Genomic DNA, 25,293 nt, shown 5'->3' on the forward strand with positions numbered 1-25,293 from the left:
CCTGTAGCAACTACAGGGTGTGCAATGTGCCCAGACTATCAATGGAGGCGCATATGTCAAGCGTTACGCGTTATCGCAAGGCGGGCAAACCGCATCAAAACCGGCCGCATAGCCATGGCGGCGATTGCTGCTCGGCCAAGGTGGAGGCGGGCCTGGCGCTGGCCGACGCGCAGCGTCACGACCACGCGCACGATCACGGCCATGCGCATGGCGCATCGTGTTCGCAAGAGCATGGCCACGATCACAAGCACGATCATAAACATGATCACGGCCATGGCGCCGGCTGTTCGCACCATCACGATGACGCGCCGGCCCGCGTGCAACTGGGCCAGGGGCAGGGCGCCAAGCGTTCCCGGCTGCAGATCCAGGCCATGGACTGCCCGACCGAAGCCCGCCTGATCGAAAAGGCCTTGTCCGGCATGAACGGCGTGGTGGCGCTGGAGTTCAACTTCATCGAGCGCGTATTGCTGCTGCAACATGATCTGCCGAATCTGGACGACGTCAAACGCGCCATCGCCAAAGTCGGCATGCAGGCGGTGGAACTGGGCGGGGGCGAACATGCCGCCGCGCCGATTGTCTCTACCCGCCGCGCCAATCTGCTGTTGCTGGCCTCCGGCCTGGCCGCGGCCGCGGCGGAAGCCACGGCCTGGAGCCTGGGCGACGACAAGCCGGCGGTGGCGGCGCTGGCGCTGGCTTCCATCCTGCTGGGCGGAACTTCCACGCTGAAAAAGGGCTGGATCGCGTTGTCCACCCGCACCCTGAACATCCATTTTCTGATGTCTGTCGCGGTGATCGGCGCCATGCTGATCGGCCAGTGGCCGGAAGCGGCGATGGTGTTGTTCCTGTTCGCCATTGCCGAGCGGCTGGAGGCGATGTCGCTGTCCCGCGCAGGCGAGGCGGTGCGCGCGTTGATGGCGCTGGCGCCGGAAACCGCCTGGGTGGCCGATGGCGCCGGCTGGCGCGAGGCGCAGGCCGCCGAGGTGGCGGTGGGCAGCCGCGTGCGGGTGCGTCCGGGCGAGCGCGTGCCGCTGGATGGCCGCATCGTGTCCGGCCACAGCAGCTGCAACGAAGCGCCGATCACCGGCGAAAGCCTGCCGGTGGACAAGGGGCCGGACGACGGCGTGTTTGCCGGCAGCATCAACGGCAACGGCGTGATCGAGATCGAAACCACCGCCGAGGCGTCCGGCTCGGTGCTGGCGCGCATCATCGCCACCGTGCGCGACGCGCAGGCCGCCAAGGCGCCGACGCAACGTTTCATCGACCGATTCGCCGCCGGCTATACCCCGGTGGTGCTGGCGCTGGCCGCATTGTTTGCGGTGGGCGCGCCGATGGCCGGCCTGCTGCCGTGGCATCAGGCCATCTACAGCGCGCTGGTGATGCTGGTGATCGCCTGCCCGTGCGCGCTGGTGATCGCCACGCCGGTGACGGTGGTCAGCGCCCTGGCTTCCGCCGCGCGCCATGGGCTGCTGGTGAAGGGTGGCGCGCCGCTGGAAATGGCCGCCCGCATCGATACCGTATGCCTGGACAAGACCGGCACGCTGACCCGCGGCGAGCCCCGCATTACCCGCGTCCTCCCGCTGGCCGGCGATAGCGAAGAAGCCGTGCTGGCCTGGGCGGCGGCGCTGGACAGCCATTCCACCCATCCGCTGGCGCGCGCGGTGCTGGACGAGGCCGCCAAGCGCGGTGTGGCCATCCCCGCCTCGGCGCAGGTGAGCGAGCTGATCGGCCGAGGCGTCAGCGGTCAGGTTGAGGGACTATCCCTGCAACTGGGCAGCCGTCGCCTGGCGGAAGAACAGGGCGCGTTGTCGCCGCAGCTGAAACAGACCTTGCAGGCGCTGGACGTCGCTGGGGAAGGCGCGCTGGTCTTGCTGAGCGGCGACCAGGCGCTGGCGGTGTTGGCGGTGGCCGATCAGGTGCGGCCGGAAGCGGCGGCTACGATTGCTCGGCTGAATCGCCTGGGCGTGCGTACGGTGATGCTCAGCGGCGACAGTCCGCAGGTGGTGACTGCCATCGCCAGGCTGACCGGCGTCGGCGCGGCCCATGGCGGCCTGCTGCCGCAGGACAAGCTGCGCCATATCGAAAGGCTGCAACAGGAAGGCAAAGTGGCAATGGTGGGCGACGGCGTCAACGACGCGCCGGCCTTGGCTCGCGCCGATCTGGGCATCGCCATGGGCGCCGCCGGTTCGGACAGCGCGCTGGAAACCGCCGGCGTGGCGCTGATGGACGACAAGCTGTCGCGCTTGGCCGACCTGATCGCCCATGCCCGCCGCACCGCCCGCGTGCTGAAAGTGAATATCGCCATCGCGCTGGGCATCAAGCTGGTGTTCTTCGGCCTGGCGCTGGCCGGCGTAGCCAGCCTGTGGATGGCGGTTTTCGCCGATGTGGGCACCAGTTTGATCGTCATCGGCAACGGTCTGCGGCTGGCGCGCAAGGTTCAGGCCTGATTCAGGCGTAGGTATCGATATGCTGCCCCGGTTGGGTTTGACTGCCCTCCGGGGCGCTGGCTTTTTGGGCTTTTTCCAATGGGCTGAGTTTGGAATTGCCGTTTTGCTGCGTCAGCTCTGCCTGACGCGCCTGTTGTTCCACTTGCGAAGCTTCCGCGGCCACCGCCCGATCTTGTCCTGATGGGTCTGAGGGCGCCAGCGCCGCGGCGCGCACCGTTTCCGCGTTTTGTATCGTCTGCTGCGGCGTACTGCCGCGGCTCAATTGAATCGGCACTTCGCCGCCGATCGCATACTGCTTGCCATCCGGCCCTTGTTCGTAGGTGAAGCTGGCGGCGCCGGCCAGGGAGCCGCCAGCTGCCTGGTGCGCCGCCTCATGCCGTCGCACGTCGGTATCGCGCGCCTTCAGTTCCGTCACTTCCTTCTGCTGCGCATCGTTCAGCGGTTTGCCATCGGGAGCCTTGGGCGCGGCCGGGTTGGCGTTTTGAGTTTGGTTGGCGGCGGGTTTGCCGTTTTGGCTGTCCGGATTGCCGTTTTGGCTGTCCGGTTTGCCTTGCTTGTCCGCCGAGCCGCTTTGGCTTGCACCGGATACGGTGTTGGCTGAGTTGGACTGGGAGCTGTCTACGTTTGAGGCGGGCACGATAGAAGCATCCGCCCGCAATTGCTGGCAGGCGGGGCATTGGCAATTGGCGCCATGGACGGGCAGGGTATAGCCGCCATAGCCGCCGGAAATGCTGGAGATGGACATGGCGCAACTTCCTTCTAGCATTGCAGTATAGAAGCCGTTGCTGCTTATTCCAATCTACGTGGCAGAATGCCGGGTATTGAAACGAGGGAGACAAGGATGAACGAACAGAGCCAGGGCCAGCGCGAGTTGACAATGTCGGTGTTGATGACGCCGGATATGGCCAATTTTTCCGGCAATGTGCACGGCGGCGTGCTGCTGAAGCTGCTGGACCAAGTGGCCTATGCCTGCGCCAGCCGTTACGCCGGCTGCTATGTGGTCACGCTGTCGGTGGACCAGGTGCTGTTCAAGCAGCCCATCCACGTGGGCGAGCTGGTGACCTTCCTCGCCAGCGTCAACCACGTTGGCCGCACTTCGATGGAGGTGGGCATCAAGGTGGTGGCGGAAAACATTCAGACCCGCGCCCAGCGCCACACCAACAGCTGTTATTTCACGATGGTGGCCTACCAGGACGGCAAACCGATGACGGTGCCGACGCTGGTGCTGGAAACCGAGGAGCAGCGTCAGCGTTTCCGCGCGGCGGAGATGCGCAAGCAGTTGCGCATTGAGATGCAACAGCGCAAGGAAGGCGCCTAATCTTTCCGCGGGCGCTGTCGTCAGGACGGCGCCTGCTCTACAATGCGCCGTTTGTTTCTGGCGCGCTTCTCATGTACACCCTGATCCATACCGATCCCCGTTTCTACCTGCTGGACAAGCATCCCGGCGTCAGCTTCCATCGCGATGGCGATGCGCCGGGGCTGATGGAGGCGCTGCGAGCCGGGCTGGGCGACGAGGCGCTGTGGCCGGTGCACAGGCTGGATCGCATCACTTCTGGGCTGATCCTGGTGGCGCGTTCCGCGGAAGTGGCGCGCGCGCTGGGCGAGGCGCTGGCGGAGCGGGAGGTGGAGAAGTACTACCTGGCCTTGTCGGACCGCAAGCCGGCCAAGAAGCAGGGGCGGATCAGCGGCGATATGGTCAAGGGGCGCGGCGGCGCGTGGCGCTTGACGCCGACGCAGGCCAATCCGGCGGTGACGCAGTGCTTCAGCCACTCCCTGCGGCCGGGCGTCAGGCTGTTTCTGCTGCGGCCGCGCACGGGAAAGACGCACCAGCTGAGGGTGGCGATGAAATCGCTAGGCGCGCCGATACTCGGCGATGAATTGTACGGTGGGACGCCGGCCGACCGCGGCTATCTGCATGCCTATGCGCTGCGCTTTGAGCTGGATGGAGATGGTTTTGCCTTTATCCAGCCGCCTGGCCATGGCGAATGGTTCACCGGCGATCCCTGCCGCGCCTTGCTGGCGCAGCTGGGCGAGCCGTGGTCGCAACCTTGGCCGGGCGCGTAAACACCCAGGCCAGATCAGGCGGCGACGGTTTCCGGCTGGAAGCGAGTCAGGCTGATCTGATGGCGCTGGCACAGCTCGGCGAAGGCGTCGCTGGCCAGATAATCGTATTCACGGCTGCGGCAGGCGGCGATTGGATCGTCGGCGTCCTGACCCGGCAGGCCCGGGTGGCACATGATCAGGGCGTGATTGGGGCTGCGCGCCAGCCAGGACTGCATCAGCCCGGCAAAGTCGGCCTGCGGCGTCAGCGAATACATGCCGCCGAACCACGGCGTGGTGGCGAAGCCGCGCTGCTGCGCCTGTTCGTCGAAGTTGGTGCAGACGCTGCGCAAAATCAATGACTTGAGCCGGTTGTCGCCGGGATGGCCCAGCTTGTCCGGCGCGCGCAGATACGGCAGCCGGTCTTCCGGCCAGCGGTGCTGGATGGCGTCGAACAGCGCGTCGCGGATGACCGGCAGCGCATGCACATGCTGGTGGCCGTCGACGAAGTCCGGCAGACGGCCGAAGTGTTCCGCGAAGCGGTCGATCTGGGCCAGCATCTCGTCGCGCAGCGTCGGTTGCGACAGCTGGCGCAGCTGGCTTTTCATCAGCCAGTGCGACAGCGGCTTGGCCGGCGCGCCAAACGCATGCGTGAGGTTGAAATGCAGGCCGACATCGACCCGGTCCGCCCGCACCTTGATTTCGCCAGCCAGTTCCGGCCAGTGCGGCGACTGGCTGAGCACGCTGGTAGCGGACAGGCGCCCGGCATCGATCAGTTGCAGGATGCCGGCGCTGATGCTGCCGGACTGGGCGAAGTCATCGGCGCAGAGAGTCAATCGTTTCGTCATGGATGGTATGACTGGCGGCTTTGACAAAAGTTTACGAAGCAATTTTGTCACGGTATTAATTTGTATGTGGCGCCGAGGCAAAGGCCCACAGCTTGCCCAGCACGAAAGTCAACACCGCCACCGCGAACAGCACAATCGCCAGCGAGACGCGGTAATCCAGCGGCGTGCAGCGCAGCAGCAGGAAGTACATGGCTTCGTTGACGCAGAAGCTGAGGCAGGAGACGCCGAAGAAGCGCGGCAGCGCCTGACGGTGCGGCACATGGCGCGCTTCGAAAGTGAAGCGGCGATGGCCCCAGTAGCTGATCTGAAACGCGCCAAGGAAGCCCAGCACATTGGCGACGAGCGGCGCCACGCCCAGCGGCACCAGCGCCAGCGTCACCAGGGCGAAATGCAGCAGCATGGCGGAGACCCCCACCACGCCGAACCAGAACAGTTGCCGCGTCATGCCTGATCGTCTTCCCGTTTGTGGACCCGGCTGATCAGATAGGTAGGACGGCCCTTCACTTCATTGAAGATGCGGCCGACGTATTCGCCCAGGATGCCGATGGACAGCAGCTGCACGCCGCCGAGGAAGGTGACGGCGACGGCCAGCGTCGGCCAGCCGCTGACCGGGTTGCCGAATAGCAGCGTGTGCAAGAGTTCCCACAGCGCGTAGCCGATGGACAGTAGCGAGATGAAGAAGCCAACCAGCGTCCAGATGCGCAGCGGCATATTGGAGAAGGCGGTCAGGCCGGTCAGCCCCAGGCCCAGCAGGTTGCGGAAATTGAAGCTGCTTTTGCCGGCGCGGCGCTCCTGCGTTTGCGTCTCCAGCGCCAACTGGGTGAAGCCCACCCAGTTGTACAGGCCTTTCATGAAGCGGTTGCGTTCAGGCATCTGGCGCAGCGCGTCCAGAATGCAACGGTCCAGCACGCGGAAGTCCTGGGTGTTCTCCGGGATCTTAAGCGGCGCGCCGGTGTTCAAGAGCGCGTAGAACACGCGGGTGAAGGCGCGCTTGGCCAGCGTTTCGTTGTCGCGGTTGGCGCGCACGCTGTACACCATGTCATAGCCTTCGCGCCATTTGTCCAGAAACACCGGCACCATTTCCGGCGGATGCTGGAAGTCGCCGTCTATCAGCACCGCCACGTCGCCCTGGATGTGGTCGATGCCGGCGGTCAGCGCGATCTCCTTGCCGAAGTTGCGCGACAGCTGGATCAGCGTCACCGGCAGGCGCTGGCTGGCCTGCAGCACCTTGGGCACGGTGTCGTCGCGGCTGCCGTCGTCCACCACCACCAGCTCATGGCGCAAGCCTTGTTCCGTCAGCAGGCGATGCAGCGTCTCCAGCATCGGCACGATGTTTTCGGATTCGTTGTAAGCCGGGATGATGCAGCTGACCAGCGGGTCGGCCGGGCGCTCGGCGGCGCGCAGCGCCAGCAGATAGGGCGGAGTGAAGCCGTGGTTGCGGGTATCGGTCATGGTTCTGTCCGGAGTCAGTGGCCGGCTGCGGGCCGCAGCAACAGCATGCGGTCCTTCATTACCGGAAACTCCGCCGCGCGGACGTAGCCGGCGGCGATGGCGGGCGGCAGACTGGCGAAATCGCGCTGCTCGGTCACGATCCAGCTGCCGGGATGCGCCGCCAGAAAGGCGGTTAGCGCTTGCGGATTGGCAGTGGTGCGCACCTTGCCCTGGCTGTAAAACTCCGCCGAAAACTCGCGGCGGCTGTCCCAGTAGAACAGCATGGCGCCGGCCTGCGGCTGTTGAGCCTGCCAGGCGGCGATCACCGGTTTCTGCGTGCGGAAATATTTGGCGCCGTCATAGCGCTGCAAGCCGATGGCGGCCAGCACCAAAAGGCCCGAGGCCAGCGCCAGCCAGGGCAGGGCGCGGCCGGAGCGGGCGTTCAGGTCGCGCCGCCACAGCTCGGCCATCAGCAGGGCCGCGCCGGGCAACATGGGTAGGGAGTACGGGAAGATGATGTTGCCGGACATCGTGAAGAACAGCAGCGTCATCACGGTCCACAGCGAGAGATACAGCAGCCAGCCGTCGTTTTCGCTGGCGCGGACGATGGCCGGCAAGCGGCGGGCGCGGCAGGCCAGCCAGGCCAGCATGGCCAGCGACCACGGGAACAGCGCGCCCAGCGCGTAGGGCCAGATCATGCCGCGCGGCGTGGCGTGGGCGAAGCCGTACTTGTCGCCTTTCCAGCCGGAGTCGAGGAAGCGGCTGACGTGTTCGCCCATGATGAAGTAATTGAGGAAGCCCGGCGTGCGGATTTCCGCCCAGGCATACCAGGGCACGGCGATGGCGGCGGCCAACAGCGTGCCGGTAATCCACGGCAGCTCGGTCCACAGCCGTTTCCACTCGTTGCGGATCAGCACCCAGAAGAAAATCGGCATGCCCACCAGCACCACGTCCAGCGGCCCCTTGGCCAGCAAGCCCAGTCCCAGGCCGGCGAAGAAGGCGTAGCGCCACAGCCGGCTGCCGCCGTTCATCGCATGCCAGAACGCCACCTGGCTCAGCGCGACGCAGAACAGCAGCGAGGGGTCGGTCATCACCGTGCCGGCGGCGCCGTAGAACAGCAGCCCGCCGGCCAGCATCAGCGCGGTGGCCAGGGCAGCGTCGCGGCCGGCGCGGCGGCGCATCAGGTCGGCCGTCAGCCAGAGCGTGGCGAGGGCCAGCAGCAGGGCCGGCAGGCGGGCGGCGAATTCATTGACGCCGAACAGGCCCATGCTGGCCGCGGACAGCCAGGTAGACAGCGGCGGCTTGGCCCAGAACGGCACGCCGTAGTCGTGCAGCGGCGTCACCCAGTTGCCGGTTTCCAGCATCTTGCGGGCGATTTCGGCGTAGCGCGCCTCGGTGGTGTCGGTGAGCGGGATGGCCCACAGCGCGACCAGACGGATCAATAACAGCGCCAGAAGCGCATAGCCGGCAGCCTTTTGCCAAGCAGAAGTTGCAGCGGATTTCATTCAGGATCAAAGAGAATCGATTCGGCGCAAGGCTATCACAGAGCGGGCTTGCCGTCTGCCCCGCGCCGGAATGCAAAACGCCACCCTGAGGTGGCGTTGAAGCGAAGGCGCGCGCCGCTTACTGGCGGCCGTGCATCATCTTCTTCAGCACGCTGGACAGCGCGAACAGGATCAGCGAGCTGGCGCCGGCCATGAACACGAACAGCATGAAGAAGTCATGCAGATTGTTGACTGCGTAGCCCAGGAAGTGCGGCACCGGTTTGGCCGGGTCCGGGTAAAGCTCGGACAGCGTGCCGGCAAACTTGTTGGCGGCGGCGTTGGACAGGAACCAGATGCCCATCATCAGGCTGGTGAAGCGGGCAGGAGACAGTTTCACCACCAGCGACAGGCCGATAGGCGACAGGCTCAGCTCGCCGAAGGTGTGCAGCATGTACAGGCTGACCAGCCACAGCATGCTGACCTTGACGCCCGGCGCCAGGCCGTCCACGCCGAAGGCGATCACCAGGTAGCCGATGGCCAGGAAGAACAGGCCCAGGGCCATTTTGGCCGGAGACGACGGCTCCATGCCCTTGTTGCCCAGCTTGGTCCAGATCCAGGCGAAGATAGGCGCGAACAACACCACCGAGATCGGATTGATCGACTGGAAGAACGAGGCCGGCACGGTGTAGCCCAGCAGATTGCGGTTGGTCTGCTCTTCGGCGAAGAAGGTCAGCGAGGCGCCGGCCTGCTCAAAGGCGGACCAGAAGAAGATCACAAACGCCGACACGATCAGGATCACCGCCAGGCGCTGCTTCTCGATGCCGGTCAGCGGCGCGTGCACCACTTTCTCGCCGCTTTCGTGGTGGCGCTTCGGCGCCATGCCGATCGGCTTGCCTTCCGGCGTCACCAGATACTTGTTCTTGAACAGGCTGAAGATGACCAGCGACAGCAGCATGCCGCAGCCGGCGGCCATGAAGCCCCACTTGAAGTCCGACGGATTGCCGGTGTCGCCCAGCGAGCCGCACACCAGCGGCGCAAACAGCGAGCCGGCGTTGATGCCCATGTAGAAGATGGTGAAGGCGGAGTCCACGCGTTTGTCGCCCGGGGCGTACAGCTGGCCCACCATGGACGAGATGTTCGGCTTGAACAGGCCATTGCCGGCAATCAGCATGCCCAGGCCGCCGTACAGCAGCCAGGAGGCGGCGACGACGTTGGTTTCGTGCAAGGAGCCGGAGAAGAACAGCATGAACTGGCCGAGGGCCATCAGCACGCCGCCAGCCAGAATGGAGCGGCGGTTGCCCCAGTAACGGTCGGCGATGTAGCCGCCCACCAGCGGAGTCAGGTAAACCAGGCCGGTATAGGTGCCGTAAATGTCGGACGCATGCGCCTTGTCGAACAGCAGGGCCTTGATCATGTACAGCGTGAAGATGGCGCGCATGCCGTAGTAGCTGAAGCGCTCCCACATCTCCGTCACAAAGAGCAGATACAGCCCCTTGGGATGCGATTGTGTAGACATAAGGGTTTCCTTCGAGTGACTTGAGACATCACCAGCAACAAGCGATGTTTTTTGTTTTTTATTGAGTGCCTATGTATTTTGTAGGCAGCGCATGATCATATCGAGTAAATGTTGAGATGTGAAAATTTTTTTAGGAAAAATGTAATTACCATGTAATATTTAGAGCATTGACTTTGTTTTTGTGATGTTTTTTACTGAGCTATTTAGCTGGGATTCATGAGTTTTATGCATTTTGTTCATTGAAGATTGTATACATTGTGTGTTGCTTGATAGTCACACTGTAAACGGTATGTGATTGCCATTCATATGGGATGACGCTATGGTCATTGTGGGCTTGCGCCCATGATTCCACTGCTCATGCAAGGTATGGCGATGAAGATCACAACTTGCCTGGCGCAGACCTTCCACGATGGCCCGCGCCCCAACTGGTACACGCTCGATATCATCCTGACGTTCGATTTCCCGCACGCCTGAAGCCTCCCCGTCCCTGCTTTTACCCCTTTGTTAAAAACGCAAGACGGCCCGCCAGCCGCGACCGCGCGCGACCATGCGCCGTCCGGCGGCGCGCCGCGAGGAGACGCATCATGGCACGACGCATACCTGAACCATTCCGCATCAAAATGGTGGAGACTATCCGCCAAACCACCGCCGAAGACCGCCGCCAGGCGCTGCAGGAGGCCGGATGGAACCCCTTCCTGTTGAAGGCCGAGGATGTCTATATCGATCTGTTGACCGACAGCGGCACCGGCGCCATGTCCGACCGCCAGTGGGCTGGCCTGATGATGGGCGATGAAGCCTATGCCGGTAGCCGCAATTTCCACCACCTGGCCGATACGGTGCGCGAAGTGTTCGGCTATGCGCACACCATTCCCACTCACCAGGGGCGCGGCGCGGAGCAGATTCTGTTTCCGGAATTGGTGAAGCGTTGCCGCAGGCAGCGGCCGGTATTCCTGTCCAACTATCACTTCGACACCACCAAGGCGCATGTCGAACTGGCCGGCGCGCGCGCCGTCAATGTGCTGACGCCGCAGGCGCTGGATACCGGCACCGCCTATGACTGGAAGGGCGATTTCGACCTGCCGCGGCTGCGCGAGATCGTGGCGGCGGAAGGCGACAACGTCGCCGCCGTCATCATAACCATCACCTGCAACAGCGCCGGCGGCCAGCCGGTGTCCATGGGGAATATCCGCGCGGTCAGCGAGCTGGCGCGTGCGCATGGCATTCCCGTGGTGATAGACGCGGCCCGTTTCGCCGAGAACGCCTGGTTCATCCGCCAGCGCGATCCGGCCTACGCCGGCGCGTCTATCGCGTCCATCGTGCGCGAGATGTTCGACTGCGGCGACATGTTCACCATGTCGGCCAAGAAGGACGGCCTGGTCAATATCGGCGGCCTGTGCTGCTTCAAGGAAGACGAAGCGCTGTTCCGCGCGGTGCAGGTCAACTGCGTGCCGATGGAAGGCTTTGTCACCTATGGCGGCCTGGCCGGGCGCGATATGGAAGCCTTGGCGATAGGCCTGAAGGAAGGGCTGGACGACGCCTTCCTCAGTTATCGCATCGGCCAGGTGGCGTATCTGGGCGAGCGTCTGCGCGAGGGCGGAGTGCCGATTCAGACGCCTACCGGCGGCCACGCGGTATTCGTCGATGCGCGGCTATTGCTGCCGCACATCCCAGCCGAGCAGTTTCCGGCGCATGCCTTGGCCTGCGAACTGTATCTGGAAGGCGGGGTGCGGGCGGTGGAAATCGGCTCGCTGCTGCTGGGCCGCAATCCGCAAACCGGCAAGCAGGAGCCATCGCCATTCGAGCTGATGCGGCTGACCATTCCGCGCCGCGTCTACACCAACGACCACATGGACTACATCGCCGACTGCCTGATCGAGGTGAAAAAGCACGCCGGCGCGGTCAGGGGCCTGACGTTTGAATACGAACCTCCCATCCTGCGTCACTTCATGGCGCGGTTGCGGCCGGTGTAAGGGGGCCATTGTCAGCCGGCGAAGGCCGGCTTGCGGATGCGCATGACGAAAGTGCAATCGCCTACCACGTTGTAGAAGTTCTGTACCGCCATGGCGATGTCCCCGTCCTGGAGCTGGCCGCTGTTGAAGCGGCTGGCCCAAGGCTCCAGGATTTTCACGTCCGAGGATTCCATCACCCAGTCCACGCCCAGATAGACGCCCAGCGGCGTGCTGGACCCGCCTTCCGCCATGCTCTGGCGGTTCAGCTCCTGATTGAACATCTGCAAGCCCATCGCGGTGATGGGGCGGACGTGTGTGGGGTCGGCCAGGTAATTGTCGCTGCGCGGATGGGGAACGATGATGGTGACGCGGGCATTCGCCGCGCACACGCGGTATAGCTCCCGGATGATGCCGAGGTACACCTCGGTGCTGGCGCCAAGGTGTTCCAGCACATGGCTCATCACGACCTCGTCCACCGAGCTGTCGGCCCAGGGCCAGGGGAAATGCTCCAGATCGACCACTTGGTCCGGCTGGCAGGCGGCTTGGGAGTCCACATTGACGAAGCCGGGACGTTGGTCATGGCCGCAGCCGAGGTTGAGTTTGAGCATAGGTGCGTCGCTGATGAGGGGGGCTTCAGTGTAGCGGTCTGTCCGCTGGAGCAACAAGAGCGGCAACGGAGTTGTTTGATCGTTGTTTGCCCTCATGTAAATTGGCGAAAGTCAGCCGGATGCCGGGGGGGGGAAACCATGTTTGAACGTTTGCGGAAAATGTTGGTGGCTGAAAATGCGTTTTTCCGGGTGATAGAACATCCGGCCGAAGGCAATTCGCACAAGGTGGCTGAGATACGCGGCACCGAGGTCGGGCAGGGCGCCAAGGCCATGCTGTGCCGGGTGGCGGATGCGCCGGGCCAGTTTGTGCTGGCGGTGCTGCCCGGCGACGAGCGGGTGGACTTCGCCAAAGTGGCTGCCGCCGTCGGCGCGCGCAAGGTCAGGCTGGCGGACGCGGTGGATGCCGAGGCGGCGACCGGCTGCGTGATCGGCGCCATCCCGCCGTTCAGTTTTGATCCCGCCATCCGGCTGGTGGTGGACCCGCAGCTGCTGGCGCGTTACGGCGAAATCGCGTTCAATGCCGGCAGGCTGGATGCTTCCATGGTGCTGGACTGCGACGATTACCTGCGTCTGGCCAAGCCGCTGCTGGCCGATATCCGCAAGGAGCCGGCATGAAGCTGGAGCCCTTGGCCGGCTACGCCCGCGCCATCATGGGCGGGGCCGGGGCGGAACGGATTATCGGGCGCGAGGAGCGGAGCGAGAACTGGCGCGAGGCCGATTGCGAAGTGATCTTGCGGCAGCGCGATTACCGCTTCGACAACGGCGTAGTCATCCGCCGCGGCATCGAGGTGGACGATTATCCCAGCGAGCTGGCCTGCTCCGAGTGCTGGATCACTTACGAAGTGATGGCTTTGGGCGAATCGCCGGGTATTGAACCGATGCGCAAGAGCTTCGACAATGCCTGCCGCGAGGCCTACTGGCTGCGCTACCATTCCGATTTGATCATTTGAGTATGACGCCGCGAGACGGCGCCATGCAAAACGGCCCGCTGCGCGGGCCGTTGGCGTTTCTGGACGGTTGGACTCAGTGTCCCGCCGGCTCCAGTTTGGGTTGGCCTAGCTGCACCATCGGGCCTTGGGCGGTTTTCCATTCGCCCTGAATGCGCCATTTCTTGTCGTGGTCCTCCACCAGCACATACCAGTGGTTGGCGGTGACCAGCGGCTGGGCCAGGATGCCCTGGTATAGGTTGGGGCCGGCCATGGTCATTTCGGCGCTCTGGTCGAAGTCGTCCTGCGCCGGGTGGACCATGCGCAGCGACAGGGTATCCGGCAGCTTGCTCTTGCTGCTGGTGATCAGGCGCAGGCTGCGGCCGTCAGAGCCGAACATCAGCTGGCCGGACAAGCCCATCTGCGCCGCCACCTTGTCGCGGTGCAGTTCCATATTGATGGCCTTGCCCTTCTTGTAATAGTCGTCGGTGACCAGACCATCGTCCGATTTGATGGCGGCTGCCAGGAAGAAGATGCCGACGATGATGGACACCAGCGGAATGCCGAACAGGATCCAGGGCCAGGGCTCTTTGTACCAGGGGCGGGGCGGGTGGTGGGCAGTGTGCTGCATGCGTTTATTCTCCAATGAAACTGGATTTTTCTTCCACGCGCAGGGCGGGGTTGTTGAGCGACTGGATCACGAAATGGATTTCGTGGCTGCCCTTGGTCGCGTATTGCGGGTCGGCTTGCACCTGCACGGTAATCGATTGGGTTTCCGTGGCGCGCACCTGGGTTTCTGGCTGCTCCGCTTTAACCTTGATGCCGGGAAGGCCATTGGCTGTGATGGCGAAGCGCTGATTTTGTTCCGTGGTATTGATGATCTTGATGATGTAGCTGTTTTCCAGCCAGCCTTCTTCGGTTTCGCGCACCAGCGAGGCGCGGTCGCGGATGATGTCTACCTTGAAGGGTTTGCGCAGGGCCAGCGAGGTGACGGCGGCGCAGAACACGATGAGCAGCACCAGGCTGTACAGCACCACGCGCGGCCGTTTCAGACGCGAGGCAATGGCCTTTTCCGGGTATTTGCCTTCCAGCGCGTTTTCCGTGGTGTAGCGTATCAGTCCGCGCGGATAGCCCATCTTGTCCATGACGTCGTCGCAGGCGTCGATGCAGGCGGCGCAGCCTATGCATTCGTATTGCAGGCCGTTGCGGATGTCGATGCCCACCGGGCACACCTGCACGCAGATGCTGCAGTTGATGCAGTCGCCCAGCCCTTGCTCCTTCGGGTCGGTGCCTTTTTTGCGCGCGCCGCGCGGTTCGCCGCGGGCCTCGTCGTAAGAAATGATCAGCGTGTCGGCATCGAACATCACGCTCTGGAAGCGGGCGTATGGGCACATGTATTTGCATACCTGCTCGCGCATGAAGCCGGCGAACAGATAGGTGAAACCGCCGTAGAAGAACATCCAGAAGCTTTCCCACGGGCCGTAGCTAAAAGTGGGAAGCGCGGCCACCAGGCTGCGTATCGGCGTGAAGTAGCCCACCAGGGTGAAGCCGGTCCACAGCGAGAATGCAATCATGATGAAATGCTTGGTGACTTTCAGGCGCAGCTTGGTTGCGCTCATGGGCGCCGCATCCAGCTTCATGCGCTTGTTGCGGTCGCCCTCCACCCATTGTTCTATCCACAGCATGATCTCGGTGTACACCGTCTGCGGACAGGAATAGCCGCACCATAGCCGTCCTGCGATGGTGGTCCAGGTGAACAGGCCGAAGGCGCAGCACATCAAGAGCGCGGCGAGGTAGACGAAGTCCTGCGGCCATACGGTGAGGCCAAACAGGTAAAACTTGCGGTTGATCAGATCGAAGAACACCGCCTGGCGGCCGTTCCATTGCAGCCAGGGCAGGCCGAGGTACAGCAGCTGGGTGCCGATGACGAACAGGATGCGGAAGTTGTTGAACAGGCCCTTGACTGAGCGGGGATAGAGCTTTTTCTGGGTTTCGTACAGCGAGATGGTGGCGCTGTCCTTATCGGCGTTCTGGACTTTTATGGGGATCTTCTTCAGAGACTCTGACATTGTTTTTTCCTGAAGAGGACTTGGCTGAACTCACCTCTGCGATGCGCTGGGCCAAGGCCTCTGTGGGTGGGGAGGAAAAACGCCGCCTGCCGGAGCAGGCGGCGTAGCCAGGCTTATTGCGGCGCCTTGGGATTGTTGGACAGGCTCCAGACGTAGGCGGCCAGCAAGTGGACCTTGCCTTCGCCCAGGAAGTCCTTCCAGGCCGGCATTTGATTGTTGCGGCCATTGGTGACGGTTTCGATGATGGTCTTCTCGGTGCCGCCATACAGCCAGTTGCCGGACGGGTGGGTCAGGTTGGGCGCGCCCAGTTGCTGGTTGCCCTTGCCGTCCGCGCCGTGGCAGGCGGAGCACAGCGTGGCGAAGGTTTCCTTGCCGCGAGAGGCCCGCTCGGCGTCAAACTTCTTTTTGTTGACGGAGAGCGACAGCACGTAGTTGGCCACATCCTTGACCTTCTCCTCGCCCAGCACCGCGCCCCAGGCCGGCATCTGGCCGTGGCGGCCGTTCAGGATGGTGGTCTTGATGGTGTCGGGCTCGCCGCCGTACAGCCAGTCGTGGTTCACCAGATTGGGGAAGCCCTTGGCGCCGCGGGCGTCCGCGCCGTGGCACTGCACGCAGTAGGTCTGGAACAGGCGTTTGCCCATTTCCTGAGCCTGCGGATCGGCCGCCACCGCCTTCAAGTCTTGCTTGAGGAACTTGTCGTACAGCGGCTGGTACTTGGCTTCGGCCTTGGCGCGCTCGTCCTTGTACTGACCTACCTGGCTCCAGCCGAAGACGCCCTTGTAGTCGCCGAGGCCCGGATACAGCACCAGATACACGATGCCGAACAGCAGCGTGATGTAGAACATCAGCATCCACCAGCGCGGCAGCGGGTTGTTGTACTCCTCCAGGTCGCCGTCCCACACATGGCCCAGGGTCTGGACTTCCTCGCCCTTCTTGACCGTGGTCTTGGACTGGGTGAATACCAGCAGGGTCAGGCCGATGATGCCGCCCAGCACGATCACGATAATCCAGATGTTCCAGAAATCGCTTGTGAATTGACTCATTTTCTTGCTCCGTTGGAAGCCTGGTCGTGTGGGGCTTCCTCTGCCTTGTCGTCATCCAGGAAGGGCAGATTCGCCGCTTCCTCGTACCGGTTCTTGGAGCGTTTGCTATAGGCGATGATCAGCACCACGATGAAGAACGCGAAGCAGACCACGGTGAATAGCGAACGTCCTATCGTTACCCAGTCCATGGCTCAACGTACATTCTTCAGTGCAAGGCCCAGGCCTTGCAGGTAGGCGATCAGCGCATCCAGTTCGGACTTGCCCTCCACTTGCGACTTGGCTTCGGCGATCTCCTTGTCGGAGTACGGCACGCCCACCTTGCGCAGCGCTTCCATCTTGGCCGGCACCACGTCGGCATCGGCCAGATTCTTGGCCAGCCACGGGAAGGCAGGCATGTTCGACTCCGGCACCACGTCGCGCGGGTTGGTCAGGTGCACGCGGTGCCATTCGTCGGAGTAGCGGCCGCCTACGCGCGCCAGATCCGGGCCGGTGCGCTTGGAGCCCCACTGGAACGGGTGGTCGTATACCGACTCGCCCGCCACCGAGTAGTGGCCGTAACGCTCGGTTTCGGCGCGGAAGGGACGGATCATCTGCGAGTGGCAGTTGTAGCAGCCTTCGCGGACATAGATGTCGCGGCCGGCCAGCTGCAGCGCGGTGTAAGGCTTGACGCCGGCTACCGGCTCGGTCACGGATTTCTGGAAGGCCAGCGGCAGGATTTCCACCAGGCCCGCCACGCTGATCACCAGCAGGGTCAGCACGATCAGCCAGCCGACATGTTCTTCGATCAGTTTTTGGATTTTGTCCATGATTTTTCTTTCGCCCCCTTAGTGTGCTTGTGCGGTGACTGCCGGAATCTTGGCATCCACGGCGCGGCCGGCGGAGACGGTGCGGAAGGTGTTGTAAGCCATCAGCAGCATGCCGGACAGGTACAGGGCGCCGCCAAGGAAGCGCACGAAGTAGTAGGGGTAGCTGGCCTTGACCGACTCGGCGAAGGCGTAGGTCAGCGTGCCGTCCGCGTTCAGCGCGCGCCACATCAGGCCCTGGGTCACGCCGGAAATCCACATCGAGGCGATGTACAGCACCACGCCGACCGTGGCCAGCCAGAAGTGCGCCTCGATCAGCTTGACGCTGAACATGGAGTCGCGGCCGAACAGGCGCGGAATCAGGTAGTACATCGAGCCGATGGTGATGAAGCCCACCCAGCCCAGCGCGCCGGAGTGCACGTGGCCGATGGTCCAGTCGGTGTAGTGGGACAGCGCGTTGACGGTCTTGATCGACATCATCGGGCCTTCGAAGGTGGACATGCCGTAGAACGACAGCGAAACCACCAGGAACTTCAGCACCGGGTCGGTGCGCAGCTTATGCCAGGCGCCGGACAGGGTCATGATGCCGTTGATCATGCCGCCCCAGGACGGCGCCAGCAGAATCAGCGAGAACACCATGCCGACGGATTGGGTCCAGTCAGGCAGAGCGGTGTAGTGCAGGTGGTGCGGACCGGCCCACATATAGGTGAAGATCAGCGCCCAGAAGTGCACCACGGACAGGCGGTAGGAGTAAACCGGCCGGCCGGCCTGCTTGGGCACGAAGTAGTACATCATGCCGAGGAAGGCGGCGGTCAGGAAGAAGCCCACGGCGTTGTGGCCGTACCACCACTGCACCATGGCGTCGACGGCGCCGGAATACACCGAATAGGACTTCCACAGCGTCACCGGCACGAAGGCGGAGTTGACGATGTGCAGCAAGGCCACGGCCAGGATGAAGGCGCCGTAGAACCAGTTGGCCACATAGATGTGCTTGACCTTGCGGATGGCGATGGTGCCGAAGAATACGATGGCGTACACCACCCAGGTCACGGCGATCAGCAGCTTGATCGGCCATTCCAGCTCGGCGTACTCCTTGCCGAAGGTGAGGCCCAGCGGCAGGGTGATGGCGGCCAGCACGATGACCAGTTGCCACGCCCAGAAGGTGAAGGCGGCCAGCTTGTCTGAAATCAGCCGGACGTTACAGGTACGCTGCACCACATAGTAGGAAGTGGCGAACAGGCCGCAACCGCCAAAGGCGAAAATGACGGCATTGGTGTGCAGGGGGCGCAGGCGGCCAAAGTGGAACCAGGGCCCGAAATTGAGCTCCGGCCATACCAGCTGGGCCGCGATGACCACGCCCACCAACATGCCGACGATGCCCCAGACTACGGTCATGATGGCAAATTGGCGCACCACCTTATAGTTATAAGTGGGTTGCGTTTCCATTAAGGTTTTCTCCAAGGTTGCTAACTCAGAACATGAACAAACCGTAGCGACTTGAACTTTTTCAATGCAGCCCAATCTGCTGCATGAAGCGGTGGCACGTCGCGGGAACCGAAACAGCATGGTTGGGTCAAGTGCTTGACCTGTATCGATAGGCTTCGATGTCTGTATTAGCAGCTCGCCAGCCTTTCCGACAGCACCAAATTCCCATCCAGACCAATGCCTTTATTCTAAATCAAGCATTTACCGCCAACCAGCTGGATGGGCGGCTTGGCCGTTCCGGCATGTTCTTGCCGTGGTACTACTCGCATGGCAATCGTAAACAGTCCAAATTGCCACTCATGCAATTGTATTGGCATGCAGGCAAGGCTTATTGACATGGATCAATACGGCACAATTGGCGGCGCTTGCGGCGCGGTAATGCTAAAATCATCGCGTTTTGCAACGCATGCAGGCAGATCATGATCCAGTCCATCCCAGTACAGTACACTCTGCGGCCGGCATCGCCGGAAGCCCACCTGTTCGAAGTCACGGTTACCGTTTTGCAGCCAGCCAAGAATGGCCAGGTTTTTTTCCTGCCGGCGTGGATTCCCGGCAGTTATATGATACGTGAATTTTCAAAGCATATCGTATCGTTGTCCGCGGAAGCCAGCGGCAAGACGGTGGCATTGCGCCAGTTGGACAAGAACCGCTGGCAGGCCGAGCCGGCCAAGGGCGCGCTGACGCTGCGCTATCAAGTGTACGCCTTCGATCTGTCGGTGCGCGGCGCCTATTTGGACGGCGAACGCGGTTTCTTCAACGGCACCAGCGTGTTCCTGGCCGTAGATGGATATCAGGACGAACCGTGCTCGGTCGACATCCACGCGCCGGACGGCAAGTCTTATGCGGATTGGAAAGTGGCCACCAGTCTGCCGGCCGCCGACATCAAGAAGAAGAGCGGCTTCGGCCGCTACCAGGCATCCAACTACGACGAGCTGATCGATCACCCGGTGGAGCTGGGCAATTTCAAGAAAGTCAGCTTCAAGGCCTGCGGCGTGCCGCATGAGTTCGTCGTATCCGGCCGTTTCCAGGGCGATCTGAAGCGCTTGGCCGAAGACACCCGGAAAATTTGCGAATACCAGATCAAGCTGTTTGGCGAGCCGGCGCCGTTCGATCGCTATGTTTTCATGCTGTTTGTCGGCAAAGACATCTACGGCGGCCTGGAGCACCGCGCCTCCACCGCGCTGGTGGCCAATCGCGACGATTTGCCGGCGCCGGGCGCGGCGGAAATCAGCGACGGCTACCTGAAGCTGCTGGGCCTGATCAGCCACGAATACTTCCACAGCTGGAACGTCAAGCGCATGAAGCCGGCGGCGTTCACGCCGTACGACTTGAACCGCGAAGGCCATACCCGCCTGCTGTGGGCGTTTGAAGGCATCACCTCGTATTACGACGACCTGGCGCTGGTGCGCAGCGGCCTGATCGACGAGAAGCGCTACCTGGGTCTGCTGGCCGAAACCATCACCGGCGTGCAACGCGGCGCCGGTAGACTGAAGCAGACCTTGGAGCAGTCCAGCTTCGAAGCCTGGACCAAGTATTACCGCCAGGACGAAAACAGCCCCAACAGCATCGTCAGCTACTACACCAAGGGTTCGCTGGCGGCGCTGGCGCTGGACCTGCTGATCCGCCGCGACAGCAAGGGCAAGCAGTCGCTGGACGACGTGATGCGCGCGCTGTGGGCCAAGTGGCTGGCGGACGGCAAGGGCCTGGAAGAGGACGAGTGGGAAAAGATCGCCATCGAAACCACCGGCCTCAAGCTCAAGCCCTTCTTCGACCTGGCGCTGCGTTCCACGCAAGACCTGCCGCTGGCTGAACTGCTGGCCAGCCAGGGCGTCGAATTGAAATTCGAGGCGGCGCAAGGCGCGTCCGACCGCGGCGGCGTGGTGGAGGCCTTCGCCGGCAAGCCCGCGCCGCTGACCTTGGGCGTCAAGACCGCAGGCGATGCCGCCGGCGTCAAGCTGGCCCAGGTGCTGGATGGCGGCGCCGCGCAGGCGGCCGGCCTGTCCGGCGGCGATGTGGTGGTGGCGGTGGACAAGCTGCGCGCCGTCGATCTGGACAAACAGATCGCCCGCTATCAGGCCGGCGACAAGATCAAGCTGCATGCTTTCCGCCGCGACGAGCTGATGAGCTTCGACGTGACGCTGCAGCCTGCCGCCGAGGACACCTGCCGCCTGAAGCTGCTGCCGGATGGCGGCAAATGGATCGCCAGCCGCTGAGCGGAAACGATACAACAACGAGCGGCGCCAGCAGGCGCCGTTCTGTCTATGCATGAGGCCGGCCACAAGCCGGACGATAAGGAGACACGCATGGCCCAACAGCCGGAAGTGAAGTATCGCAAGGATTACCAGGCCCCGGCCTTTCTGATCGACCGCGTCGATCTGGTGTTCGACATCGAAGATGAATTCACCCGGGTCCATTCCCGGCTGGTGGTCAACCGCAATGGCCAGTCCGCCGCGAGCGAACTGAAGCTGGACGGCAGCGCCAAGCTGATCGCCGTGGTGCTGGATGGCGAAAAGCTGGACGAAACCCGCTATCAGCTTGCCAATGATGTGCTGACCGTGCCCCAGGTGCCGGACAGCTTCATCCTGGAAATCGAAACCGAACTCGACCCGGCGGCCAATACCAGCCTGATGGGCCTGTACGCTTCCAGCGGCAATCTGTTCACCCAGTGCGAGCCGGAAGGCTTCCGCAAGATCACCTACTACCTGGACCGTCCGGACGTGATGGCCAAGTTCACCACCACCATCAAGGCCGACAAGCAGAAATATCCGGTGTTGCTGTCCAACGGCAACAAGGTGGGCGAGGGCATGGTGGACAAGAAGCGCCACTGGGTTAAGTGGGTGGACCCGTACCGCAAGCCGGCCTATTTGTTCGCGCTGGTGGCAGGCAAACTGGTGGCGCTGAAGGACAAGTTCGTCACCATGCGCGGCCGCGAGGTTCAACTGGAAATCTGGACCGAACCGGCCGATCAGGACAAGACCGCCCACGCGATGGAGTCGGTCAAGCACTCCATGAAGTGGGATGAGGAGCGTTTCGGCCTGGAGTACGACCTCGACATCTATATGATCGTGGCGGTGGGCGACTTCAATATGGGCGCCATGGAGAACAAGGGCCTCAACATCTTCAACACCAAGTACGTGCTGGCCCGCCAGGACACCGCCACTGACACCGACTTCGAAGACATCGAGGCGGTGATCGGCCACGAATACTTCCACAACTGGACTGGCAACCGCGTGACCTGCCGCGACTGGTTCCAGTTGTCTCTGAAGGAAGGCCTGACCGTCTACCGCGATCAGGAATTCAGCGCCGACATGTACAGCCGCGCGGTCAAGCGCATCGACGACGTCAAAGGCCTGCGCATGGCGCAGTTCCCCGAGGACGCCGGCCCGACGGCGCACCCGATCCGTCCGGACAGCTACATCGAGATGAACAACTTCTACACCATGACCGTGTACGAGAAGGGCGCGGAAGTGGTGCGGATGTATGAAACCCTGCTGGGCCGCGAAGGCTTCCGCAAGGGCATGGACCTGTACTTCAAGCGCCATGACGGCCAAGCCGTCACCTGCGACGACTTCCGCGCCGCCATGGCCGACGCCAATGGCGCCGATCTGGAACAGTTCGCGCTATGGTACAGCCAGGCCGGCACCCCGCGCCTGTCGGTCTCGTCCAGCTACAACCCGGCCGAGCAAAGCTACACCCTGACCGTCAAGCAAAGCTGCCCGGCCACGCCGGGCCAGAACGTCAAGCAGCCCTTCCACATCCCGCTGTCGCTGGGCCTGGTGGGCGCGGACGGCAAGGACTTGCCGCTGCGACTGGCGGGCGAGGCGGAAGCCGTTGGCCCCTCGCGCGTGCTGGACATCAAGGCCGCCGAGCAGAGCTTCACCTTCCTCGACATCCCGGCCGAGCCGGTGCCGTCCTTGCTGCGCGGCTTCTCCGCGCCGGTGAAGCTGGAATACGACTGGCGCGACGACCAGCTGGTGTTCCTGATGGCCAACGACAGCGACAGCTTCTGCCGCTGGGAGGCCGGCCAGACCTTCGCCGAACGTCTGTTCAAGCAACTGATCGCCGATGTGGCCGCCGGCCGCGAGCTGAAGCTGTCCGAAGTGTTCATCGGCGCTTTCCGCTCGGTGCTGAAAGACCACAGCCTGGATCCGTCGTTCAAGTCGCTGATGCTGACGCTGCCGACCGAGGGCGAGATCCTGGAAATGGTGGACGTGGCCGATCCGGCGGTGATCCATCAGGTGCGCGACTTCGTGCTGGATCAGTTGGCGCAGGCGCTGCGCGGCGAATGGCGCGAGGCCTACGAGATGAACCTCACGCGCGAGTACAAGCCGCAGGACTCCGGCAAGCGCAGCCTGAAGAACCGCGCGCTGTGGATGCTGAACCGCCTGGATGACGCCTGGCCGGCCGAAACCGCCGCCAAGCAGTGCCGCGAAGCCGATAACATGACCGACCAGATGGGCGCGCTGCTGGCGCTGCGCGACCGCGACGGCCAGGAGCGCGACGAGTGCTTCACCGCCTTCGCCTCGCGCTGGCAGAACGAAGCGCTGGTGATGGACAAGTTCTTCATGCTGATCGGCGGCAGCCAGCTGGCCGGCACGCTGCAGCATGTGGAGGCGGCGCTGCTGCATCCGGCGTTCAGCATCCGGAACCCGAACAAGGTGCGTTCGCTGCTGGGCGCCTTCGGCGCGAACATGTTCCATTTCCATGCGGTGGACGGCAGCGGCTACCGTTTCATGGCGGACCGCATCTTGCAGCTGGACGCGATCAATCCGCAGGGCGCCAGCGGCCTGACCCGCGCCTTCCGTCGCCTGCAGAAGCTGGAGCCGGGCCGTCAGGCGCTGATGCGCGCGGAGCTGGAGCGCCTGGCCAAGGCCGAGCTGTCCAAGGACGTGTACGAGATCGTGTCGAAGATTCTGGCTTGATCCCATTTCTGCATCGATGAAAAACGCGCTGGGCATCCAGCGCGTTTTTCATGGCAGGGCCGATATCCGGCGGACTACTCGATGCGCAGGCGCTGCCCTGCGCCGCTATTGCGCTTCTTCGGCAACGTCAGGCACAGCACGCCATTTTCATACTTGGCGCTGGCGGCGTCGCGGTCGATGTCCTGCGGCAGCTGGAAGCTGCGCGACACCATGCCGTAGTAGCGCTCGCTGCGCAGTTTCTGCTGATCCTGGTTGGCTTCGTCAAACTGTTTGACCTCGGCTTTGATGGTCACCAAGGGGCCGTCGATCTCGACATGGATGTCCTCCTTGCCGACGCCGGGCAGCTCGGCGTCCACCAGATAAGCCTGCTCGGTTTCCTTCACATCCATCCTGATTTGCGATGGCAGCGCGTCGCCGTGCAAAGGCTTGATGAAGAAGCCCGGGGTGAAGTCGCGGAAAAATTCGTCAAACAGGCTATGGCGGGCGGGCAACATGCTCATTTGCTTCTCCTTTCCTATCAGTGGCTTACGGCAGGCGCCGTGGTGATAGGGGAGATAGGGGCGGATCGCGCGGGATTCAAGAGTGGGCCGGCCCGACGTTTGACCGATATCAAGCCCTCAGCCACAAACCCGCGAAATCAGTCCAGCCGTTGCCGGCTAGCTGCAGGCGGGCCAGCTGCGGGCTGGCGCTGTGCCGCGCCGGCAGGTCTTGCCGACGCTTCCGCTTTGCCGGGTTCTTTGTCATGATCAAGCGTTTGCTTGAATCGCCGCGCAGACGGCGACGGCATGACCCAGCGAGGAAGCCATGGAGAAACTGCAGCAGGATTGTTATGTGCCGGTGGGCGACGGCGAGAACTTGTATCTGAAGCGCATCGGCCGCGCCGGCGGCGCGCCGGTGCTGATGGTGCACGGCGTGATGGCCAACGGCCGCATCTTTTATACCGATTCCGGCAAAGGGCTGGCGCACTTCCTGGCCGATGCCGGCTACGACGTCTACGTGGCGGATTTGCGCGGCCGCGGCAAGAGCACGCCCAAGATCGGTCCGCACAGCCGCCACGGCCAGACCGAAACCATCTGCGAGGACCTGCCGGCGCTGCATGCCTTCATCCGCCGCAAAAGCGGCGGCCAGAAGCTGCACTGGATCGCCCACTCCTGGGGCGGCGTGCATATGTCGAGCTGTCTTGTGCGCTTTCCCGACATCGCCGCCGAGGTGGAGAGCGTGGTGTATTTCGGCTCCAAGCGCAGCGTGCGCGTGCGCAACTTCAACAAGCTGGTCGAGGTGGACTTCATGTGGAACACCGCTTCGCGCTGGTTGATCAAGGTGTTCGGCTATTTGCCGGCGCGGCGGATCCGGCTGGGGGCCGATGACGAGAGCGACAAGAGCCATCTGCAAAGCAAGCTGTGGGCGCAGCCCAAACCGTGGATCGATAGCGATGACGGTTTCGACTACGCCGCCGCGGCGCGCGCCGGCCATATGCCGCCCACGCTGTATTTCGCCGCCGTCAACGACCCCTGCCGCGGCCACCCGGAGGACGTGCGCCGTTTCCGGGACGAGTCCGGCCCGCACCTCTCGCGCCTGCATCTGCTGGGGCGGCGCGCCGGCCATCTGCACGACTACAACCACGTGTCGCTGCTGACCCACCCTGATGCGCCGCGCGACCATTTTCCGCTGGCGCTGGACTGGCTGGCCGGACGCTACGACAAGGTGGCCGAGAATTATTAATCG

At 63.1% G+C, this 25,293-nt stretch carries 25 protein-coding genes; 11 read left to right on the forward strand and 14 right to left on the reverse strand.

The annotated features are described in order from the left end of the window. Positions 1–53 precede the first annotated feature (53 nt). The gene (locus JHD59_RS01385) at positions 54–2,444 is read left to right on the forward strand and encodes a heavy metal translocating P-type ATPase (RefSeq protein WP_233163837.1); all 2,391 of its coding nucleotides are present in this window, start codon (positions 54–56) and stop codon (positions 2,442–2,444) included. Between the two features lies 1 nt (position 2,445). Here the strand turns inward: JHD59_RS01385 and JHD59_RS01390 are convergent, their stop codons facing one another. Continuing rightward, positions 2,446–3,189: a putative metalloprotease CJM1_0395 family protein gene (locus JHD59_RS01390; protein WP_199152859.1), complete on the reverse strand. Its 744-nt coding sequence runs from the start codon at positions 3,187–3,189 to the stop codon at positions 2,446–2,448. A 96-nt stretch (positions 3,190–3,285) separates the two neighbouring features. On the opposite strand from JHD59_RS01390, the gene JHD59_RS01395 reads away from it, so the two are divergent. Continuing rightward, on the forward strand, positions 3,286–3,762 hold the full coding sequence (locus tag JHD59_RS01395; RefSeq protein ID WP_199152860.1) for an acyl-CoA thioesterase: 477 nt from the start codon (positions 3,286–3,288) through the stop codon (positions 3,760–3,762). Between the two features lie 71 nt (positions 3,763–3,833). After that, the gene (locus JHD59_RS01400) at positions 3,834–4,508 is read left to right on the forward strand and encodes a TIGR01621 family pseudouridine synthase (RefSeq protein ID WP_199152861.1); all 675 of its coding nucleotides are present in this window, start codon (positions 3,834–3,836) and stop codon (positions 4,506–4,508) included. 14 nt (positions 4,509–4,522) lie between these two features. Here the strand turns inward: JHD59_RS01400 and JHD59_RS01405 are convergent, their stop codons facing one another. The 5 genes from JHD59_RS01405 to JHD59_RS01425 all read right to left on the reverse strand — a co-directional run bounded on the left by JHD59_RS01405 (position 4,523) and on the right by JHD59_RS01425 (position 9,763). Beyond that, positions 4,523–5,332, reverse strand: a complete 810-nt coding sequence (locus tag JHD59_RS01405) for a ChbG/HpnK family deacetylase (protein ID WP_199152862.1) — start codon at positions 5,330–5,332, stop codon at positions 4,523–4,525. Positions 5,333–5,387: 55 nt separating this feature from the next. Then, on the reverse strand, positions 5,388–5,777 hold the full coding sequence (locus JHD59_RS01410; RefSeq protein WP_199152863.1) for a GtrA family protein: 390 nt from the start codon (positions 5,775–5,777) through the stop codon (positions 5,388–5,390). Then, on the reverse strand, positions 5,774–6,784 hold the full coding sequence (locus tag JHD59_RS01415) for a glycosyltransferase family 2 protein (protein ID WP_199152864.1): 1,011 nt from the start codon (positions 6,782–6,784) through the stop codon (positions 5,774–5,776). Before JHD59_RS01415 ends, JHD59_RS01410 begins: the two co-directional genes overlap by 4 nt. Positions 6,785–6,798: 14 nt before the next feature. Further along, positions 6,799–8,268, reverse strand: coding sequence for a glycosyltransferase family 39 protein (locus JHD59_RS01420; RefSeq protein ID WP_199152865.1), 1,470 nt, complete (start codon positions 8,266–8,268; stop codon positions 6,799–6,801). A gap of 118 nt (positions 8,269–8,386) precedes the next feature. Beyond that, the gene (locus tag JHD59_RS01425; protein WP_199152866.1) at positions 8,387–9,763 is read right to left on the reverse strand and encodes a peptide MFS transporter; all 1,377 of its coding nucleotides are present in this window, start codon (positions 9,761–9,763) and stop codon (positions 8,387–8,389) included. 342 nt (positions 9,764–10,105) lie between these two features. On the opposite strand from JHD59_RS01425, the gene JHD59_RS23080 reads away from it, so the two are divergent. After that, entirely contained in the window at positions 10,106–10,237 is a 132-nt protein-coding gene (locus JHD59_RS23080; protein WP_255521348.1) for a hypothetical protein, read from the forward strand. 110 nt (positions 10,238–10,347) lie between these two features. Continuing rightward, positions 10,348–11,733 carry a tryptophanase gene (locus JHD59_RS01430; protein WP_199152867.1) on the forward strand — a complete coding sequence of 462 codons (1,386 nt, stop codon included), beginning with the start codon at positions 10,348–10,350 and terminating at the stop codon, positions 11,731–11,733. A gap of 11 nt (positions 11,734–11,744) precedes the next feature. On the opposite strand, the gene JHD59_RS01435 is transcribed toward JHD59_RS01430, so the two are convergent. Next, a complete protein-coding gene (locus tag JHD59_RS01435) occupies positions 11,745–12,320 on the reverse strand; it encodes a methyltransferase domain-containing protein (RefSeq protein WP_199152868.1) in 576 nt (191 codons plus the stop codon). A gap of 165 nt (positions 12,321–12,485) precedes the next feature. Here JHD59_RS01435 and JHD59_RS01440 point away from each other — a divergent pair, with 165 nt between their 5' ends. Both JHD59_RS01440 and JHD59_RS01445 read left to right on the forward strand, forming a co-directional pair. Further along, on the forward strand, positions 12,486–12,935 hold the full coding sequence (locus tag JHD59_RS01440; protein WP_199152869.1) for a YbaK/prolyl-tRNA synthetase associated domain-containing protein: 450 nt from the start codon (positions 12,486–12,488) through the stop codon (positions 12,933–12,935). Then, positions 12,932–13,270, forward strand: coding sequence for a hypothetical protein (locus tag JHD59_RS01445; protein ID WP_199152870.1), 339 nt, complete (start codon positions 12,932–12,934; stop codon positions 13,268–13,270). Before JHD59_RS01440 ends, JHD59_RS01445 begins: the two co-directional genes overlap by 4 nt. Positions 13,271–13,343: 73 nt before the next feature. Here the strand turns inward: JHD59_RS01445 and JHD59_RS01450 are convergent, their stop codons facing one another. The 6 genes from JHD59_RS01450 to ccoN all read right to left on the reverse strand — a co-directional run bounded on the left by JHD59_RS01450 (position 13,344) and on the right by ccoN (position 18,607). Further along, the gene (locus JHD59_RS01450; RefSeq protein ID WP_103320048.1) at positions 13,344–13,877 is read right to left on the reverse strand and encodes a FixH family protein; all 534 of its coding nucleotides are present in this window, start codon (positions 13,875–13,877) and stop codon (positions 13,344–13,346) included. A 4-nt stretch (positions 13,878–13,881) separates the two neighbouring features. Then, complete coding sequence (ccoG, locus tag JHD59_RS01455) at positions 13,882–15,315, reverse strand: cytochrome c oxidase accessory protein CcoG (protein ID WP_199152871.1); 1,434 nt, start codon at positions 15,313–15,315, stop codon at positions 13,882–13,884. Between the two features lie 113 nt (positions 15,316–15,428). Next, the gene (ccoP, locus tag JHD59_RS01460) at positions 15,429–16,358 is read right to left on the reverse strand and encodes a cytochrome-c oxidase, cbb3-type subunit III (protein ID WP_103320052.1); all 930 of its coding nucleotides are present in this window, start codon (positions 16,356–16,358) and stop codon (positions 15,429–15,431) included. Continuing rightward, positions 16,355–16,546 carry a CcoQ/FixQ family Cbb3-type cytochrome c oxidase assembly chaperone gene (locus JHD59_RS01465; protein WP_199152872.1) on the reverse strand — a complete coding sequence of 64 codons (192 nt, stop codon included), beginning with the start codon at positions 16,544–16,546 and terminating at the stop codon, positions 16,355–16,357. The genes ccoP and JHD59_RS01465 overlap by 4 nt, the downstream gene beginning before the upstream one ends. Before the next feature lie 3 nt (positions 16,547–16,549). Further along, positions 16,550–17,164 carry a cytochrome-c oxidase, cbb3-type subunit II gene (ccoO, locus tag JHD59_RS01470; RefSeq protein WP_103320058.1) on the reverse strand — a complete coding sequence of 205 codons (615 nt, stop codon included), beginning with the start codon at positions 17,162–17,164 and terminating at the stop codon, positions 16,550–16,552. An 18-nt stretch (positions 17,165–17,182) separates the two neighbouring features. Next, on the reverse strand, positions 17,183–18,607 hold the full coding sequence (gene ccoN / locus JHD59_RS01475; protein ID WP_103320060.1) for a cytochrome-c oxidase, cbb3-type subunit I: 1,425 nt from the start codon (positions 18,605–18,607) through the stop codon (positions 17,183–17,185). 158 nt (positions 18,608–18,765) lie between these two features. On the opposite strand from ccoN, the gene JHD59_RS01480 reads away from it, so the two are divergent. The 3 genes from JHD59_RS01480 to pepN all read left to right on the forward strand — a co-directional run bounded on the left by JHD59_RS01480 (position 18,766) and on the right by pepN (position 23,568). After that, positions 18,766–18,981 (forward strand): hypothetical protein, encoded by a 216-nt coding sequence (locus JHD59_RS01480; RefSeq protein WP_146042138.1) that lies wholly within the window; start codon positions 18,766–18,768, stop codon positions 18,979–18,981. An 84-nt stretch (positions 18,982–19,065) separates the two neighbouring features. Then, entirely contained in the window at positions 19,066–20,859 is a 1,794-nt protein-coding gene (locus tag JHD59_RS01485; protein WP_199152873.1) for a M61 family metallopeptidase, read from the forward strand. A gap of 90 nt (positions 20,860–20,949) precedes the next feature. After that, positions 20,950–23,568: an aminopeptidase N gene (gene pepN, locus JHD59_RS01490; protein ID WP_199152874.1), complete on the forward strand. Its 2,619-nt coding sequence runs from the start codon at positions 20,950–20,952 to the stop codon at positions 23,566–23,568. Positions 23,569–23,642: 74 nt separating this feature from the next. Here the strand turns inward: pepN and JHD59_RS01495 are convergent, their stop codons facing one another. Continuing rightward, on the reverse strand, positions 23,643–24,068 hold the full coding sequence (locus JHD59_RS01495; protein ID WP_199152875.1) for an Hsp20/alpha crystallin family protein: 426 nt from the start codon (positions 24,066–24,068) through the stop codon (positions 23,643–23,645). Positions 24,069–24,372: 304 nt separating this feature from the next. Here JHD59_RS01495 and JHD59_RS01500 point away from each other — a divergent pair, with 304 nt between their 5' ends. Continuing rightward, positions 24,373–25,290 (forward strand): alpha/beta fold hydrolase, encoded by a 918-nt coding sequence (locus JHD59_RS01500; protein ID WP_199152876.1) that lies wholly within the window; start codon positions 24,373–24,375, stop codon positions 25,288–25,290. Positions 25,291–25,293 lie beyond the last annotated feature (3 nt).

Origin of the sequence: Chromobacterium sp. ASV23 (genome assembly GCF_016428945.1) — a bacterium.
Classification (GTDB): domain Bacteria; phylum Pseudomonadota; class Gammaproteobacteria; order Burkholderiales; family Chromobacteriaceae; genus Chromobacterium; species Chromobacterium sinusclupearum.